This window comes from Marinovum sp. PR37, assembly GCF_028807375.1.
Taxonomy (GTDB): Bacteria; Pseudomonadota; Alphaproteobacteria; order Rhodobacterales; family Rhodobacteraceae; genus Marinovum; species Marinovum algicola.
In genome coordinates this window covers 58,376-75,057 of record NZ_JARAML010000028.1, presented here as the reverse complement: position 1 = coordinate 75,057, position 16,682 = coordinate 58,376, and the positions used below count along the sequence as shown (strand labels likewise).

The following is a 16,682-nucleotide window of genomic DNA, read 5'->3' as shown; positions in this document are numbered from 1 at the left end:
GCCCGACCCCGCCGTCAAGTGGATCATCGATAAAGACGGGTGAGGCTCAGATCGACTCCGGCCCGTAGAGCTGCGGCGTCAGGAAGTGCTGTGCCGAAACCGGGGGCGCGGACTGGCGCGTCGCCTCGATCATCAGGTCGACGAGCTGTCGGGACAGCTCGGTTAGCGGCGTGGCGATGACCAGGCTGGCGTAGCGGTCGGCCAGCGCGGCGCGGCTGTCGTCGGTCAACTCATTGACCACCAGCGCCACTTTGCCGGGCGGGCGGAGTTCCCGCAGTGCGGCGATCGCGCCTTCCATGCCACCGCCCGCCACGTAGATGCCGCGTAGGTCCGGATGACGGTCAAGCAGGTCGAGTGTCGCCTCGTAGGTCACCTGCCGGGTCTCAAGGTTCACCACCGCGTCCAGCAGTTCCAGTCCCGGTGCATGATCGCGCAGGTAGCTGCGCAGCCCGGTCTCGCGCAGGATATGGCCGTGCCAGCGGTTACCGCCGATGAAGACGGCGACCTTGCCGGGATCACGGACCTGCGTTGCGATCATCCAGCCTGCAATCCGCCCGACCTTGACGTTGTCGAGGCCGAGGTAGCTTTGCTGGATGCCCGAGGCCGCGTCGTTGAGCAGCGAGAATACCGGTTTGCCCGCGCCCTGCAGCGCGGCGATTGCCCTTGAGAGGCCGGGGTGGTTGATCGCCGAAGTGGCCAGCACCTGCGCGCTCTGGCCGGCCTCTTGCAGTTCGGCGGCGAAGTCACCGGGCGATTGCGAGGCTGAAAAGCGGATCTCGCATCGGCCGCGCACGTCCTGACGTTCTGCCACCGCGGCCTCCAGCGCTGCGGCGAAACTGCGGTAGAAGGCCTGCGACGGTTTGTGCAGCACGAAGCCGAAGCGCACCACGGGCCGCTCCGTCCGGTCATTGATCTCGGCAAGCCGAGCCGTCGGATAGCCGATCTCCTGCGCCGCGATCAGCACGCGCCTGACTGTCGCTTGGCGGACGTTGTCGCGTCCGTTCAATACGCGGTCGACAGTCGCCAGGCCCACGCCGGCGGCCTCTGCCAGGTCTTTCAGGGTTGGACGACGGGACATAGGGCTTGAGGTATTCGCATCATGGATGTCGCTCATGATGATGTGTTTTGAGGTTAACGGCAAGCCCGTCTCTCCGAAGAATCGCGGGGTCGGTGTATCGCTGGATCAACCGCTTATCCTGGGAGGATATCATGACAAAGCGCGATTATTCCCTGCTGGGCCCCGATGCGGCGCGGGCCGTCAAGACCGGGCTGGCCACGGCCCAGTGGTATCACACCGAGGTTCCGCGCAAGGAGATGAAGGCGCTAATGCAGCGCAGCGACCAGCCGGCGGTCCGCGACACGATCCTGTTGTTCGGGGCGATGATCCTGCTGGCCGGCCTCGGCATCGCGCTCTGGCCGTCGCCCTGGTCGGCGCCCGCCTGGCTGGCCTATGGCGTCCTCTACGGCTCGGCGATGGACTCGCGCTGGCACGAATGCGGCCACGGCACCGCCTTCAAGACGCCATGGATGAACAACGCGGTCTATCAGATCGCCAGCTTCTGCATGGTCCGCAACCCGGTGGTCTGGCGCTGGAGCCATGCGCGGCATCACACCGACACGATCATCGTCGGTCGCGATCCGGAGATTGTTGCCATGCGCCCGCCGGCGCTGTTCCGCATCTTCCTGAATTTCTTCGGCATCCTGGACGCGCTGACCGGCTGGAAACACATGCTACAGAACGCCGCCGGACATCTCGGCCCAGAAGAGGCCGATTTCATTCCCGAGCAGGAGCGACCCAAGGTGTTCCGCGTCGCCCGCATCTGGGTGCTGATCTATGCCGCGACGATTGTCCTCGCGGTCGCCACGCAGTCGATCCTGCCGCTCATGGTGATCGGCCTGCCGCGGCTCTACGGCGCCTGGCACCACGTAATGACCGGCATCATGCAGCACGCGGGTCTGGCCGACAACGTGCTGGACCACCGGCTCAACAGCCGCACCGTCTATATCAACCCGGTCAGCCGCTTCGTCTACTGGAACATGAACTACCACGTCGAACACCACATGTTCCCGATGGTGCCCTATCACCGGCTGCCGGAACTGCACGAGAAGATCAAGCACGACCTGCCGGCGCCCAATACGTCGATCCTCGATGCTTACCGCGAGATCTGGCCGGCCCTGAAACGCCAGCTGCGCTACGAGGATTATTTTTTGAAGCGCGAACTTCCGGGCACCGCACGGCCTTATCGCGAAGACCTGCATGCCGAGGCACTCGGCGTTCCTGCGGAATAACAAAAAGCTCGAAAGGACAGTATCATGGCACAATGGATCGACGCCTGCGCGACCGACGACATCGACGAAGAAGACCTGATCCGCTTCGATCACGACGGGCGCACCTTCGCGATCTATCGCAGCCCGGACGACGAGTTCTTCTGCACCGACGGTCTATGCACCCACGAACAGGTGCATCTGGTGGACGGGCTGGTGATGGATTACGTGATCGAATGCCCCAAGCATAACGGCCAGTTCGATTACCGCACCGGAGAGGCGAAACGCGCGCCGGTCTGCGTCAACCTCGCCACCTATCCCGCCAAGGTCGAAAACGGCCGCGTGCTGATCGAGGTCTGAGGTGGCAGGGATCGTCATCGTCGGCGCCGGCGAATGTGGCCTGCGTGCCGCATTTGCAGCCCGAAATGCGGGATACACGGGCGAGATCACCGTGATCGGCACCGAGACCGCACTGCCCTACGAGCGGCCGCCGCTGTCCAAGCCTGATGCCGCCGGAGTTATCGAAAAGCCGATCACCTCGAAAGAGGCTCTGTCTGCGTGCGCGATCGCCCTGAGGTCCGGCGTCACTGTCACCGAAATCGACCGGGCGAACCGGCAGTTGCAGCTCTCTGTCGGCAGCGCGCTTGGCTACGACAAGCTTCTGCTCACCACCGGGGCGCGGCCGCGCACTCTGGCCTGTCCGGGCGGCGAGCATGCACGTGTTTTCCGCACGATCGAGGACGCGCGGGAGGTGTTCCGCTCCGCCGGGGCTTCGACCCGCGTGACCATTGTCGGCGCCGGGCTCATCGGCCTGGAACTCGCAGCTGTCCTGATCGGGAGGTGTGCGAAGGTCACCGTGCTGGAAGCCGGGCCGCGCCCTCTTGGCCGCAATGTCCCGGAACCTTTCGCGATGCGCCTGGCCGAGCGCCACCGGCAACGTGGAGTCAATATCCGCTGCGGCGTCGCCCTGCGCGTCTGTACCGCGTTCTCGGTGGTGCTGGAGAACGGCCAGACCATCGACACCGATCTGGCCGTCGCCGCGATCGGTGTCACGCCAAATATCGACCTGGCAGAGGCGGCAGGGCTGACCACCCAGAACGGTATCTGCGTCGACGCGGGCTTGCGTACCGAAGACCCCCGGATCTTTGCGGCAGGCGATTGTGCCGCGGTGCAGGCGCCGGACGGCGGCTATCGACACTATGAGACCTGGCAGAATGCTCAGGCCCAGGGGGATGTGGCAGGCGCCAACCTGGCCGGTGGCGATGCAAGGTTCTCCGGGCCGGTCTGGTTCTGGTCGGATCAATACGATCTCGGGTTGCAGGGCTTCGGCGAAACAGAGGGCGACCCGGCCGCCATCCGCGATCTGGGGAACGGCGCCGAGGTGCGTTTCTACTCCAACGATGCCGGGCAGCTGATCGGTGCCGCCGGGCTCGGGCCGAGCAATGCCGTTTCCCGGGACATCAAGATCGCACAGCGGCTTGCCGGCGCGACGCTCGACCCGGCGCTGCTGGCGGACGCCAACCAGAACATGAAGAAGCTGCTCAGGGCGGCCTGAGCGAGGGAGGATTCCATGAGCAAGACACCAAAGCGGCCGACAGTTGCCGATATCCGGGCGATGAAGGGCAAGCGCACCCTGACCATGCTCTACGTCGAGACGCCCGAGGAGGCGGCAGCCGCGGCCGAGGCCGGCGTAGATATGCTGTCGATCATCGACCCGGTCTGGACGTCAGAAATGCGGGACGCCGCCGGCGCTTGCTTCGTGCAGGTCGGTCTTCTTTACGGTGAGTTGGTAACATTGGAGGATTACCAACGCGCCGCGCACCACGCCATGCAGGTCGGCGGCGATTGCGTGTACTGTGCGTCGTCCTTTGGCACGATCAAGGCGCTGGCGGATGACGGAATCCCGGTGGTCAGCCACGTCGGGCTGATCCCGTCGAAAGCCACCTGGACAGGTGGGTTTAAGGCTGTCGGCAAGACCGCGGACAGCGCGCTGAGCGTCTTCGAGCACGTCAGGAAGCTGGAGGAGATCGGCTGTTTCGGCGCCGAGCTCGAAGTTGTTCCCGACCGGATCGCCGCCGAGATCGCCTGTCGCACCAGTCTTGTCCTGCTCGGCATGGGCGCCGGGCCGTACGCCGATGCTCAGTATCTCTTTGCCGAGGACGTCCTGGGCTATACGCGCGGTCACAAGCCGCGCCACGCCAGGACCTACCGCGATTTCCGAAGTGAACTCGACCGGTTGCAGCGCGAACGTGTCGCGGCCTTCGGCGAATTCGTCAATGACGTGACAACAGGAGCTTATCCCGCCGCAGCGCATTGCGTCGGCATCGAGGATGACGAGTTCTCCAAGTTCATGCTTGCGCTCAACGATTGAACAATTTGAAGGCGATCAGCAACCAATTGATCTCGCCACCCCTACTTTCACCACAAATATTTCGAGGTGAACTATGTCGGCAAACCGAGCTTTTTCCGAAGAACGACCGTGGCCGCCAAGCGACCCGCGCGGGAATTACACCACCGGGATGCTGCTGACGCGCCCTTCGGACACTGGCGGACGCAGACCTTCATCGCAGGGCTGCGTGTCGACGAATTCAGCGCGCTTCGGGTGGTGGACGGCCCCATGAACCCCGCCGCGTTCGACACCTGTATCGATCCCCAGCTGTCCCCCGAATTGCCGCCAGGCGACATGGTGATCGCCGACAATCTGTCGTCGTACAGGTCCGCCAAGGTTCAGGCGGTTTTGCCGGATATGTTGCTGATTGAATGGTTGTTGCTGTAGTGGCAACGCCGAGAGAATGTTGGACTGGTTTCGGTAAACATTTCCCGTCGCCCTGCCGTCACTGATCAGGCCGTATCGACGCCGCGAATTTCTGCTCCCGCCCGGGGACACCCTGAAACAGTCGATCGATCTCAACACCCGTAGGGCGGCCGAGACCAATGACATGCCGGGCCAAATGTGGCGGCCTACCAGATCAAGAGAGTTCGCCAAGGATATCCTTTGTCGCCGGCATGCGATCAAGGCTTGAGGCGATCCGGTCTCGCCACCTGGGGCCCTGGGACAGCGCGTGCTCGTAGGCCTCGGCGAGATCGTCGGGCCGGTCTTCCGCGAGGATGCGGATCAGGAATTCCGCCTGGGACCGGTCTTTGCGCGCCTTCGCCTCGTCCGGACCGCCCTGCCGCCTGCTGGCCACGATCAGCTTGTGGAGTGCGAAGCGCTCGGGGCGCGGGATCTGCACAAGGACACCCGAGCGGTAGAGGGCCAGCGCGTGAATCGGCTCCGCGATCAGGAAATTGAGGTAGTTCAATGCCTGTGCGCTTACACCCAGTGCCGGAAGGGGCTTGACGCCTTCCTCGCCGAACGCCGGCGTCAGAAACTCGACCATTGCCTCGCCACCACTTTGACGCCACTTCCAGATTTGCCGATCAAAGACCCCCGGAACAGCCTCGAATTTCATCGACCGAAGGATATCTCCCGGTTCTTCCTCGACGCGGTCGCCCAGAGCCACCGAGAGCCGCTCGAAGCTCGCGAAATCGATGTCGCCCGTCTGGGCAAGGTCGTCAGAGTCGAAACGAACCCCAAGCTCTCCTTGATAGAGGGCATATGCGCCGGTTCCGATCAGCGTGCCGCCCAGCCGGAAGACGCCGGCGCGCGCGAAGGCGAGAAGCAGCGAGCCTGTCTCCCGGTCGGTTCCAATCATCCCTTCGGCCCTCAGGACCCGCGCCAGGCGGGACATGCGTTTCTTTCGCTCCTGCGCCTCTGCCTTCAGTTCAGCCGCCCGGGCAAGACGATCGCGCAAGTCGGGGCTATCCTCGCCAAGGTAGCGGCTCTTCATCTCGGTCCCGATACGGAACCGGTCGTAGAGATAGATCCGCCCGTTGCGCTCACGCGCCTCGATGCTGCCGACAACTTCCGACGCCGCCTCGTCGAGATGCATGCGCAGCAAGTCTTGATAAGCGACCTGGGCTGCGCGGGAATGTGATATCGGGTCCATGTTGTGCCTGTGCGCCGACTGTGTGCATCAAATATGAGATTGATACACGCAGCGGGTGGAGTGCAGCAAATATTATTTTGATGCACACAACTCACAACACCCGGATTAGGGGCACGCTCCATCTGGTGAAGCTGTACCGCAGCGGTCAACGGCGTAGCCAATGGCCGGGGGCCGCTCGCATCGAAGCGCGCCTTGCTGTCCGCGCAAACGCGGCATTTCCGAACATGGTCCAATTGCGGATGGGAGAAACCAGCATGACCATCGCCAAATTTCCCGCCATTCGCGCCCGCCGCCCGGTCTGAAACAAGCGCCATTTCCTCGGCCAGAAGCGCCCGCTCATGCCGAAGTACGTCTGGGCCAGCTGCTTACGCCTGGAAATCGCGAAGAACCATCGCGACCTCGCGCTCTTCAACCTCGCCATCGGCAGCAAGCCTTGGGGGCTGCGACCTCGTCAAGCTGAAGCTCGCCGAAATCTATGCCTCCGGACACCCTGCGCACCAGGGAGGTCAGGACGACGGGTCATCCTCCGACAGCAGGTCCGACAGGCGCGTGGCCGAGGCCCTCAACCTGTCGACGTGACCGATGGCATCGGCCATCGAAAGCCGCTGTTGCGGCGCGTGGAACGACAGGGTTGAGACCAGCCGGTCGTTGCCGTCGAAGATCGGGACTGCCACCGCGATCATGCCTTCCATGAACTCCTCGTCGTCGGTGGCATAGCCGCGTTCACGCACCTCTGTCGCCTCGGCGATCAGCACCTCGGGATCGGTGATCGTGCGCCCCGTGCGCGGGTCCAGCTGCGCCGACAGCGCGTAGTTACGCAGGTGACGCCGGTCGAGGTTCGAGAGATACATCTTGCCGCTGGCGGTGCAGTAGAACGGCACCCGGGTGCCGACGGGAAGCTGTATGCGCAGCGGCCATTTGGTTTCCACGCGGTCGAGATAGACCATGGCGTCGCGATCCGCGATCGCGATATTGCTGGTTTCGCCGATCTCCTCGGCCAGCTTGGCCAGAACGGCGACACGGGCCGTCCGGATGCGCAGCGACGACAGGATGCCGGTCGACATATTGCGCATGCGACGGCCGGGGGAATAGCCCCGGCCGTCGATTTCGCGCTGGATGAAGCCTTCGTTCTCCAGCGTGGTGAACAGCCGATGGATAGTCGGCTTGGGCAGGCCGAGGGTCTGGTTCACTTCGGTAGGCGTGACCGGCACCCCGGCCTCGGCCATGGCTTCCAGCACGAGCAGCAACCGCAGGTTGGTCGGTATCGCGCCTTCTTTTTCGCCGTCGTCCGCCATGGTGTCCCTTGGTGCCAATCCCTTTTGTAACGGTTTACCCGCCCGGGATCAGGATTGTCGAGAGAGCCGGCACCAGCGCGACGATGATCCAGACCGACAGCAGCGCGAACAGGTAAGGCACCGTGTAGCGCAAAAGCCGGAAATACGGCACGCCCGTCACCCCCGAGGCGACATAGAGATTGAGCCCGTAGGGCGGAGTGATGAAGCCGATCGAGGCGCCCACCAGGAAGATCACCCCGAACTGCACCGGCTCGACCCCCACGGAATGTGCGATGGGGGCGAGGATCGGGGCGAGGATGATGGTGACGGGCAGGCTTTCCAGCACCATTCCGGCGACAAAGACAATCGCCATCGAGGTAAAGAGTACCGCGTAGTAGCCACCCATGCCGCGCACGAACTCGCCGATGATCTCCTGCGCGCCCAGCACCGAGAGGATCTGCTGCATCACCACCGACACCGCGATCAGCGGCGCCAGGATGCCGGTGATCTGGGCCGAGCGCATGGTGATCGACGGCAGCTCCAGCGGGCCGAAGCCCTGCACGACGAGGTATTCCGACACGCTGCGTTCGCGGAAATCGCGGTCTTCCGAGGGGCGGCCCATCATCCTGTGGACCGGCAGGCTCAGGAAACCGACGATGATGCAGAAGCCCACCGTGACGCCCGCCGCCTCGGTCGGAGAGAACTTGCCGGTGTAGATGCCCCAGAGCACCAGCCCGATGGCGAAGAAGCCCAGCCAAGCGCCGATGCCGGTCTTGAGGACGCGGGCGATCTCGAGCCGGATCAGGTGACCCCAGCCGTTTTTGGTGCAGATGACGAAGGCCACCAGCATCATGCCGCCCACCATCATCGCGCCGGGGATGATGCCGGCCACGAAGAGCTCGGAGATCGGCAGGTTCAGCAGGAAGCCGTAGACGATGAAGATGATCGAGGGCGGGATGATGATGCCGACGGTGCCGCCCGCTGCGGCGGTGGCGGCCGAAAAGCGTTCGTCGTAGCCGCCTTTGACCATTTCCGGATGCAGCATCGAGCCGATGGTGGCGGTGGTCGCCGAGTTCGACCCGGAAATGGCGGCAAACAGCCCGCAGGCCCCGAGAGATGCCATGGCGAGGCCGCCGCGCAGCCAGCCGAGAAGCGCATATGCGAAGTCCGACAGGCGCCGGGCGATGCCGGAGCGGTTGATCAGGTCGCCGGTGAGGATGAAGAGCGGCATGGCGAGCAGCGCGAAGCCGTCGGTGAAGACATCGGCCAGCGCGGCGCCTGTGTTGATCAGCGGCAGGCCGAGCACCAGGCTCATGCCGATCACCCAGTAGCCGATCACCAGAAAGACCGGCACCCCCAGCATGAACAGGAAGGTGACCGCGATTGAGATGAAGATGGTCCAGGATCCGTCAGTCATGTCTGTCTCCTCAGTCCGCGCCGATGGCGACGGGGGCGATCATTGCGTTGCCGTGGCGGAAGTTTCTCAGGTCCTCCAGCCAGTTCTCCATCGCCCGCGCCGCGATCAGGATGAAGCTGAGCGGGACGGAGATCAAAAACCACCATTGCAGGACATTGTCGGTGCCCAGAAGGATCTGGAAGTTCGCCGCCGAGTTGGCGGTCACCTGGGTCGAGGTCACGATGACGATCCAGGCAAAGCCGATCCACAGCACCGCATCGATCGACAGGCACAGGAATTGCAGTCCGCGCGGCATGTTGCTGCGGAATTCGGCAAACGCCAGATGCGTTCGGAGCTTCACGTTATAGGCGCAGCCCGCCCAGGTCATGATCAGGAACAGGAAGGGCGGCAGCGTGGTCGACCAGGGTGCCTGCACGTTCAGTACGAAGCGTCGGAACACCTCGACAAAAATGATCGCACCGATCAGCAGGTAGGTCGACACCATGACGGTGGCCTCGAACTTGCGTTCAATCCACGGGACATAGTGGTAGACGATCAAGAACAGCGCGCCGCCCAGCAGGGTGATCACCCCGCCCAGGACCCATGCGGCTTCGGTCTTCAGGGCTTCATTGATCATCCAGGCGTCGTTGGACAAGACAGCGCTGAATATCTCAGCGATGTCGCTCACGATAGTGGACATTCCGTCTCCTCCTCGGGACAGGTCAGGGCGTGCAGATGTGGTGGCTTGCAGGAATGTCGCGGCGCCAGGTCAGAAGCCGGCGCCGCGACGAGAGGGTGTCAGCCCTTCCACCAGCGGCGGGGCTCGACGTTCTCCGGCTTCATGTCGGCCGGCACCTCGCGCGCAACACGGTGCAGCTCGGCATAGGTGTCGATGCCACCGGCCCAGTTGTTCAACCGGCCGCGCCACTGCTCCCAGGGCTCGGGATTGAACTCGGGTGAGCACATCTCTTCGGCCATCTTGATCTGGTCGTCCGCAAGGAAGGCCGGGCGCACGTCGTGCTCGTCAAACAGCGTGCCGGGCAGAACCGGGTCCGAGAAGCCGACGGTCTTGACCAGCGCCGCCTCGTTCGCGGCCTGCACGTGGACCTGTGCCAGGTAGGCCGACTCCATCACCGCGTCCTGCAAGTGGCCTTCGAGGCTGTCGAAGACGCTGGCCGACATCGAGGTGTGCTCGGTGCCGCAGAAGAACTTCAGATCGACCGATTGCGAGACCACCGGCGACATGTTGGCGTAGGCCACGGCCGAAGCCCAGGTTTCCGCGCCGTCGATCAGCCCGGTCTTCAATCCGTCGAGCGTTTCTTCCCAGGCCACCGGAACCGGGTTCAGGTTGAGCAACTGCATCGCGATGCGGCCAAGCTGGGTGCCGGTGACGCGGTTCTTGGTCCCAAAGAGTTCCTCGAGCTTGGTCACCGTCGGCTTGTCCGCGAAGGACTGGCCCATCTGTAGCCCGCGCAGCTCGCAGTGGCTGAACAGGAATTTCAGCCCGTGCCGCTTTTCCAGCGGGTCGCGCAGGATGGCGTTCGATTCGGGGCTGTAGAGGAAATGGTACTGCGAGGCCCGGCCCGGAAAGACATAGGCATAGTCCAGCACGTTCAGATAGGGCGCGCCGCCGGCCGAGTTCTGGGTCGAGGCGGCATAGATGTCGACGATGCCGTTCTGGGTCTTTTCGACACAGTTCAGCTGGCCGCAGATCTGGTTGTCGCCGATGAACTCGACACGGATCTCCCCGTCCGTGCGTTCTTCGAGGTCGCGAGCGAACTCCAGCGCGCCGGCGCGCTCGATCAGCAGATTACGCGCGTTGAAGCCCGAGGCACCGAACTTCAGCGTGTGCCTGGCCTCTTTCTTGAAGCGCTTGTCATAGGTCGATTCGGCCGCTGCCGCGAGCGTCGGCAGGCTGACCGCACCGGTCAGACCGCCGAGACCCAGCACCGTGGACGACAGCCCGTAACGGCCTGCAACCCTGAAAAAATCGCGGCGCGAGACACCGCCAAGTTTGTCCGAAATCTTCATGAACCTCTCCTCCTTCGTTCATAAATCAGCATTATTGAGACTTGTGGTATCATTTTTAATCATTTATGCAAGGTGGCGCAAGGGAAACTTGCTCAGCGAATTTCAGGGCTTTTGGAGGACCCGCTCGATGCAGACAAAGCAGGCCGATTACATCGTTGTAGGTGGGGGTTCGGCCGGGTGCGTGCTGGCGAATCGCCTGAGCAGGGACCCGGCGAATCGCGTCGTGCTGCTGGAAGCCGGGCCGCGGGACTGGAACCCGTGGATCCATGTGCCGGTGGGCTACTTCAAGACAATGCACAACCCGAGCGTGGATTGGTGCTACCGTACCGAGAAGGACAAGGGGCTGAACGGTCGGTCTATCGACTGGCCGCGTGGCAAGGTGCTGGGCGGATCGTCCTCGCTGAACGGGCTGCTCTATGTGCGCGGCCAGGCCGAGGATTACGACCGCTGGCGCCAGATGGGCAACGAGGGTTGGGGCTGGGACGATGTCCTGCCGCTTTTCAAGCGCTCGGAAAACCAGGAGCGCGGGCCGGACGACTTTCATGGCACCGGCGGCGAGCTTTCGGTCTCGAACATGCGACTGCAACGCCCGATCTGCGATGCATGGGTCGCCGCGGCGCAGAACGCGGGTTACCCGTTCAACCCCGACTACAATGGCGCCTCGCAGGAAGGGGTGGGCTATTTCCAGTTGACCACCCGCAAGGGCCGGCGGTGCAGTTCCGCCGTGGCCTTCCTCAACCCGGCGCGCAAGCGCTCCAATCTCGAGATCGTCACCAAGGCCCAGGTAAGCCGTGTCATCGTGGAAGAGGGCCGCGCCACCGGGGTCCGCTATTTCGACGGGTCGGGGCAGGAGCGGACCGTCACCTGCACGCGCGAGGTGGTGTTGTCCTCGGGGGCCATCGGCTCGCCTCAGATCCTGATGCTCTCGGGGATCGGCGAGGGTGAGCAGTTGAAGGCCAACGGCATCGAGGTGATCCGCGACCTGCCCGCCGTGGGCAAGAACATGCAGGACCACTTGCAGGCCCGGCTAGTCTTCAAATGCAACGAACCGACGCTGAACGACGAGGTTCGCTCGCTCTTCAATCAGGCGCGGATCGCCGCGAAATACGCCTTGTTCCGTTCCGGACCGATGACCATGGCGGCAAGCCTTGCGGTCGGCTTCATGAAGACCGGGCCGCATGCGGATACGCCGGACATCCAGTTCCACGTTCAGCCCTGGTCGGCGGACAGCCCCGGCGAAGGGGTGCATCCCTTCTCGGCCTTCACCATGTCGGTCTGTCAGCTCCGCCCCGAAAGCCGTGGCGAGATCGTGCTGAACGGCAACGACCCGCGCAGCTATCCCAAGATCAACCCGAATTACCTGGCCACCGAACTGGACTGCCGCACCATTGTCGACGGTGTCAGAATCGCCCGGAGGATTGCGCGCGAGGACCCGCTGAATGCCAAGATTGCCGAGGAATTCCGCCCCACCAAGGAACTCGATCTCGACGATTACGACGGCACGTTGGACTGGGCACGCAGCAATTCCTCGTCGATCTATCACCCGACAGGCACTTGCAAGATGGGGCAAGGGCCGGGAACGGTGGTGGATGCGCGTCTCAGGGTGCATGGCATCCGCGGCCTGCGCGTGGCGGATTGCTCGATCATGCCCGAGATCGTCAGCGGCAATACCAACGCACCCGCCATCATGATCGGCGAGAAGGCCAGCGACATGATCCTCGCGGATCGCGCCTGACCCGCCCTTACACTTTCAACCCCTCACCAATTCACCCAGGAGAAACGCCATGAAAATGACGACAGAAGAAGCCTTCGTGAAAGTGCTGCAAATGCACGGGATCGAAAATGCCTTCGGGATCATCGGCTCGGCCATGATGCCGATTTCCGATCTGTTCCCGGCGGCCGGAATCCAGTTTTTCGATTGTGCCCATGAATGCAACGCGGGGATGATTGCTGACGGCTACACCCGCGCCACCGGCAAGATGTCGATGATGGTGGCACAGAACGGCCCCGGGATCACCAGCCTGGTGACCCCGATCAAGACCGCCTACTGGAACCACACGCCGCTGCTGATCGTGACGCCGCAGGCGGCGAACAAGACCATCGGTCAGGGCGGTTTCCAGGAAGTCGAGCAGATGGCGCTTCTGGAGGACATGGTGGCCTATCAGGAAGAGGTGCGCGACCCGAGCCGGATGGCCGAGGTGCTGAACCGCGTGATCCTGCAAGCCAAACGCGCCAGCGCGCCGGCACAGATCAACATCCCCCGCGATTACTGGACGCAGGTAATCGACATCGAGCTGCCGGCGATCGTCGAGTTTGAACGCCCCTCGGGAGGCGAAGAGGCCGTGGCCCGGGCCGCGGAGCTGCTGTCATCCGCGAAATTCCCGGTCATCCTGAACGGCGCCGGCGTGGTGATCGGCGGGGCCATCGAGGATTCGAAGGCGCTGGCCGAACGGTTGGAGGCGCCGGTCTGCTGCGGCTACCAACACAATGACGCCTTCCCCGGCTCCCACCCGCTGTCGGTCGGCCCGCTGGGCTACAACGGCTCGAAAGCCGCGATGGAGCTGATTTCCAAGGCTGACGTGGTGCTGGCGCTCGGCACCCGGCTCAACCCGTTCTCGACCTTGCCGGGCTATGGCATCGACTATTGGCCCAAGGACGCCAAGATCATCCAGGTCGACATCAACCCCGACCGGATCGGCCTGACCAAGCCGGTGACCGTCGGCATCGTCGGTGATGCGAAGAAGGTGGCAAAGGGCATCCTGGCGCAGCTTTCGGATGACGCCGGCGACGCCGGCCGTAGCGCGCGCAAGACGCTGATCTCGGAAACCAAGTCGCGGTGGGCCCAGGAACTGACCTCGATGGACCACGAGGACGACGATCCCGGCACCACCTGGAACGAGCGTGCGCGCAGCCGCGAGCCGGAAAAGATGTCGCCCCGCATGGCCTGGCGCGCGATCCAGCAGGCGCTGCCGAAAGAGGCGATCATCTCGTCCGACATCGGCAACAACTGCGCCATCGGCAATGCCTATCCGACTTTCGAGGAAGGGCGCAAATACCTCGCCCCCGGGCTCTTCGGCCCGTGCGGCTACGGCTTCCCGGCGATTGTCGGCGCCAAGATCGGCCGCCCGGACGTGCCGGTGGTGGGCTTTGCCGGTGACGGCGCCTTCGGCATCTCGATGAACGAGATGGTCTCGGTCAGCCGCGACGACTGGCCGCCGGTCACCATGGTCATCTTCCGCAACTACCAATGGGGCGCGGAAAAGCGCAACACCACGCTCTGGTTCGACGACAATTTCGTCGGCACCGAGCTGGCGCTGGACGTGAACTATGCCGGTATCGCCAAGGCCTGCGGTGTCGAGGGGGTCCAGGTTTCGTCGATGGACGAACTGACCGACGCGCTGAACACCGCCGTCCGGGCGCAGATGAAGGAAGGCAAGACCACCTTCATCGAAGTGCTGCTGAACCAGGAGCTGGGCGAGCCCTTCCGCCGCGACGCGATGAAGAAACCCGTGTCGGTGGCCGGGATCAGCCGCGACGACATGCGTCCGCAGCCGATGGCCAGCTAAGGCAACCGGACACCGGGGCGGCATTTGCGGCCCCGGTGTCCGGCGCCCGCCGGGGCATTTCCTCCCGCCGAGGTGGGCGCTTTCTCAAAAAAGGGTGATGACGATGCAGGCGACAAGCGCATCCAAACGGACGATGGCCGGTCTCGGCGATCTCGTAACCTCCAATGGTCAGGGGTTCCTGGTCGCCGCGGTGGTCGCGGTGGCGGCGCAATTCCTGTCGGACCATTACGGCGCGCCGGCGATGCTGATGGCGCTGCTGCTGGGCATCGCATTCCATTTCCTCTCCGAGGAAGGCGCCTGCAAGCCGGGGATCGATTTCACCGCCCGCACCGTGTTGCGGTTCGGCGTGGCGCTTCTGGGGGCGCGGATTTCGGTCGAACTGATCGTGGGGCTCGGGCCGCAACTCATCTTCGTGGTGATCGCCGCGGTGATCCTGACCCTTCTCTTCGGTCTTGCCGCCGCGCGGCTTCTGGGCCGCGGCTGGCGCTTCGGCCTTCTGACCGGCGGCTCTGTGGCGATCTGCGGCGCTTCGGCCGCCATGGCGATCTCGGCCGTGCTGCCCAAGAACGAACATTCCGAACGCAACCTGATCTTTACCGTGCTCTCGGTCACCGTGCTGTCGACGGTGGCGATGATCGCCTATCCGATCCTGACCGACACCTTTGCCTTCAACGACGAGGTCTCGGGCGTCTTCCTCGGCGGCACCATCCACGATGTTGCCCAGGTGGTCGGCGCCGGCTTCTCGGTCTCGGATGAGGCGGGCGAGGTGGCGACACTGGTCAAGCTGATCCGCGTGGCGATGCTGGCGCCGGTCGTGCTGGTGATCTCGGTGCTGGTGCGCCGCAATTTCGCCAGCGAGATGGACGGCAAGCGCCCGCCGGTCCTGCCGGTTTTTGTCATCGGCTTCCTGGTCTTCGCGGCGTTCAACTCCTTCGGTCTGATCCCCGATGCGGTGGTCTCCTTCCTGTCCTCGCTCAGCCGCTGGGCGCTGCTGATCTCGATTGCCGCCGTCGGCATGAAGACCTCGCTCAGGCGCATCCTCGATGTCGGCGGTCAGGCGATCGCGCTGATCGTCGCCGAAACCGTCTTTATCGCCGGCTTTGTCCTTCTGGGCGTCGCCGTCCTGGGCCACTGATTGGAGCAGAGATGAAACCGCTAGAAATGCTTTTGAAAAACGCCGCCCGATCACAGAAAAAGATCGTGCTGAGCGAGGGCGGCGATCCGCGTGCGGTGCAGGCGACCGTCGATGCCCGCAAGCAGGGCATCGCCCGGGTGGCGCTGATCGGGCCGGCGGAGGAAATTCGCGCCCGCTTCGCCGCGCTTGGTGTCGCGCCGGACGCGGGTGTCGAAATCCACGATCCCGCCAACTCGCCTCTGATCGGCGAACTGGCCGAGGCCTTTTACCAGCGGCGCAGGCACAAGGGCGTGACACCGGATCAGGCGCTGGCGGCCGCGCGTTCGCCGCATGTCTTCGCCGCGCTTCTCGTCCACGCCGGCCATGCCGATGGCACGGTGGGCGGAGCGGTGGCGACAACCGCCGAAATCGTGCGCACCGCCATCCAGGTGATCGGTCCGGCGCCGGGCGCCAGCCTGGTGTCGAGCTTCTTTCTCATGCTGTTCTGCCAGAGCCACCACATCAAGAAAGGCGCCCATGTCTTCGCCGACAGCGGCCTTGTCGTCGACCCGAATGCCGAGGAAATGGCGCAGATCGCGCTCACCTCGGCACAGTCCTTTGCCGCGCTGACAGGCGACTTGCCGCGCGTCGCGATGTTGTCCTTCTCGACCAGGGGAAGCGCGACCCACACGTCGGTCTCAAAGGTGGTGACCGCCACCGAGATTGCCAGGGCGACCGACCCCGCGTTGCTGATCGACGGCGAGTTGCAATTCGATGCCGCCTTCATCCCCGACGTGGCGGCATCCAAGGCGCGCGATTCAGCCTTGGGCGGCAATGCCAATGTCTTTATCTTTCCCAACCTGGAAAGTGGCAACATCGCCTACAAGATCGCACAGCGAGTCGGTGGGGCGGTGGCCATCGGCCCAGTGCTGCAAGGTCTTGCCAAACCGGCAAACGACCTGTCGCGCGGCTGCTCGTCCGAGGACATCCTGCACATGATCGCGGTCACCGCCGCGCAGGCGGAGCATGGCGCCTAGGTGGTTCACA

General features: G+C 63.9%; 14 protein-coding genes and 1 pseudogene. 9 read left to right on the top strand and 6 right to left on the bottom strand.

The window, feature by feature from the left end:
- Positions 1-46: 46 nt before the first annotated feature.
- A complete protein-coding gene (locus PVW49_RS19770) occupies positions 47-1,114 on the bottom strand; it encodes a LacI family DNA-binding transcriptional regulator (RefSeq protein WP_274591362.1) in 1,068 nt (355 codons plus the stop codon).
- Between the two features lie 95 nt (positions 1,115-1,209).
- Between PVW49_RS19770 and PVW49_RS19765 the strand changes: the two genes are divergently transcribed.
- From PVW49_RS19765 to PVW49_RS19745, 5 genes and pseudogenes are all read left to right on the top strand, one after another.
- Complete coding sequence (locus PVW49_RS19765) at positions 1,210-2,289, top strand: fatty acid desaturase family protein (protein WP_274591361.1); 1,080 nt, start codon at positions 1,210-1,212, stop codon at positions 2,287-2,289.
- A 24-nt stretch (positions 2,290-2,313) separates the two neighbouring features.
- Positions 2,314-2,625: a MocE family 2Fe-2S type ferredoxin gene (locus PVW49_RS19760; protein WP_048534648.1), complete on the top strand. Its 312-nt coding sequence runs from the start codon at positions 2,314-2,316 to the stop codon at positions 2,623-2,625.
- Between the two features lies 1 nt (position 2,626).
- Positions 2,627-3,820 (top strand): NAD(P)/FAD-dependent oxidoreductase, encoded by a 1,194-nt coding sequence (locus tag PVW49_RS19755; protein WP_274563830.1) that lies wholly within the window; start codon positions 2,627-2,629, stop codon positions 3,818-3,820.
- A 15-nt stretch (positions 3,821-3,835) separates the two neighbouring features.
- Complete coding sequence (locus tag PVW49_RS19750) at positions 3,836-4,636, top strand: 3-methyl-2-oxobutanoate hydroxymethyltransferase (RefSeq protein ID WP_074837633.1); 801 nt, start codon at positions 3,836-3,838, stop codon at positions 4,634-4,636.
- Positions 4,637-4,789: 153 nt separating this feature from the next.
- Positions 4,790-5,035, top strand: a pseudogene (locus PVW49_RS19745) (IS630-like element ISSpo6 family transposase); the annotation flags it as partial.
- Positions 5,036-5,234: 199 nt separating this feature from the next.
- Here the strand turns inward: PVW49_RS19745 and PVW49_RS19740 are convergent.
- The 5 genes from PVW49_RS19740 to PVW49_RS19715 form a co-directional block, all read right to left on the bottom strand.
- The gene (locus PVW49_RS19740; RefSeq protein ID WP_274591360.1) at positions 5,235-6,254 is read right to left on the bottom strand and encodes a nucleotidyltransferase family protein; all 1,020 of its coding nucleotides are present in this window, start codon (positions 6,252-6,254) and stop codon (positions 5,235-5,237) included.
- A 506-nt stretch (positions 6,255-6,760) separates the two neighbouring features.
- A complete protein-coding gene (locus tag PVW49_RS19730) occupies positions 6,761-7,549 on the bottom strand; it encodes an IclR family transcriptional regulator (protein ID WP_074837629.1) in 789 nt (262 codons plus the stop codon).
- 34 nt (positions 7,550-7,583) lie between these two features.
- Complete coding sequence (locus PVW49_RS19725) at positions 7,584-8,945, bottom strand: TRAP transporter large permease (protein WP_048534637.1); 1,362 nt, start codon at positions 8,943-8,945, stop codon at positions 7,584-7,586.
- A gap of 10 nt (positions 8,946-8,955) precedes the next feature.
- Positions 8,956-9,624: a TRAP transporter small permease gene (locus tag PVW49_RS19720; RefSeq protein ID WP_074837628.1), complete on the bottom strand. Its 669-nt coding sequence runs from the start codon at positions 9,622-9,624 to the stop codon at positions 8,956-8,958.
- Between the two features lie 98 nt (positions 9,625-9,722).
- A complete protein-coding gene (locus tag PVW49_RS19715) occupies positions 9,723-10,955 on the bottom strand; it encodes a TRAP transporter substrate-binding protein (RefSeq protein WP_074837627.1) in 1,233 nt (410 codons plus the stop codon).
- 127 nt (positions 10,956-11,082) lie between these two features.
- Between PVW49_RS19715 and PVW49_RS19710 the strand changes: the two genes are divergently transcribed.
- From PVW49_RS19710 to pta, 4 genes are all read left to right on the top strand, one after another.
- Entirely contained in the window at positions 11,083-12,690 is a 1,608-nt protein-coding gene (locus tag PVW49_RS19710; RefSeq protein ID WP_074837626.1) for a GMC family oxidoreductase, read from the top strand.
- A 49-nt stretch (positions 12,691-12,739) separates the two neighbouring features.
- Entirely contained in the window at positions 12,740-14,521 is a 1,782-nt protein-coding gene (gene xsc / locus PVW49_RS19705; RefSeq protein WP_048534632.1) for a sulfoacetaldehyde acetyltransferase, read from the top strand.
- Between the two features lie 103 nt (positions 14,522-14,624).
- Complete coding sequence (locus PVW49_RS19700) at positions 14,625-15,656, top strand: YeiH family protein (RefSeq protein ID WP_048534841.1); 1,032 nt, start codon at positions 14,625-14,627, stop codon at positions 15,654-15,656.
- An 11-nt stretch (positions 15,657-15,667) separates the two neighbouring features.
- On the top strand, positions 15,668-16,672 hold the full coding sequence (pta, locus tag PVW49_RS19695; RefSeq protein ID WP_274563843.1) for a phosphate acetyltransferase: 1,005 nt from the start codon (positions 15,668-15,670) through the stop codon (positions 16,670-16,672).
- Positions 16,673-16,682: the final 10 nt, after the last annotated feature.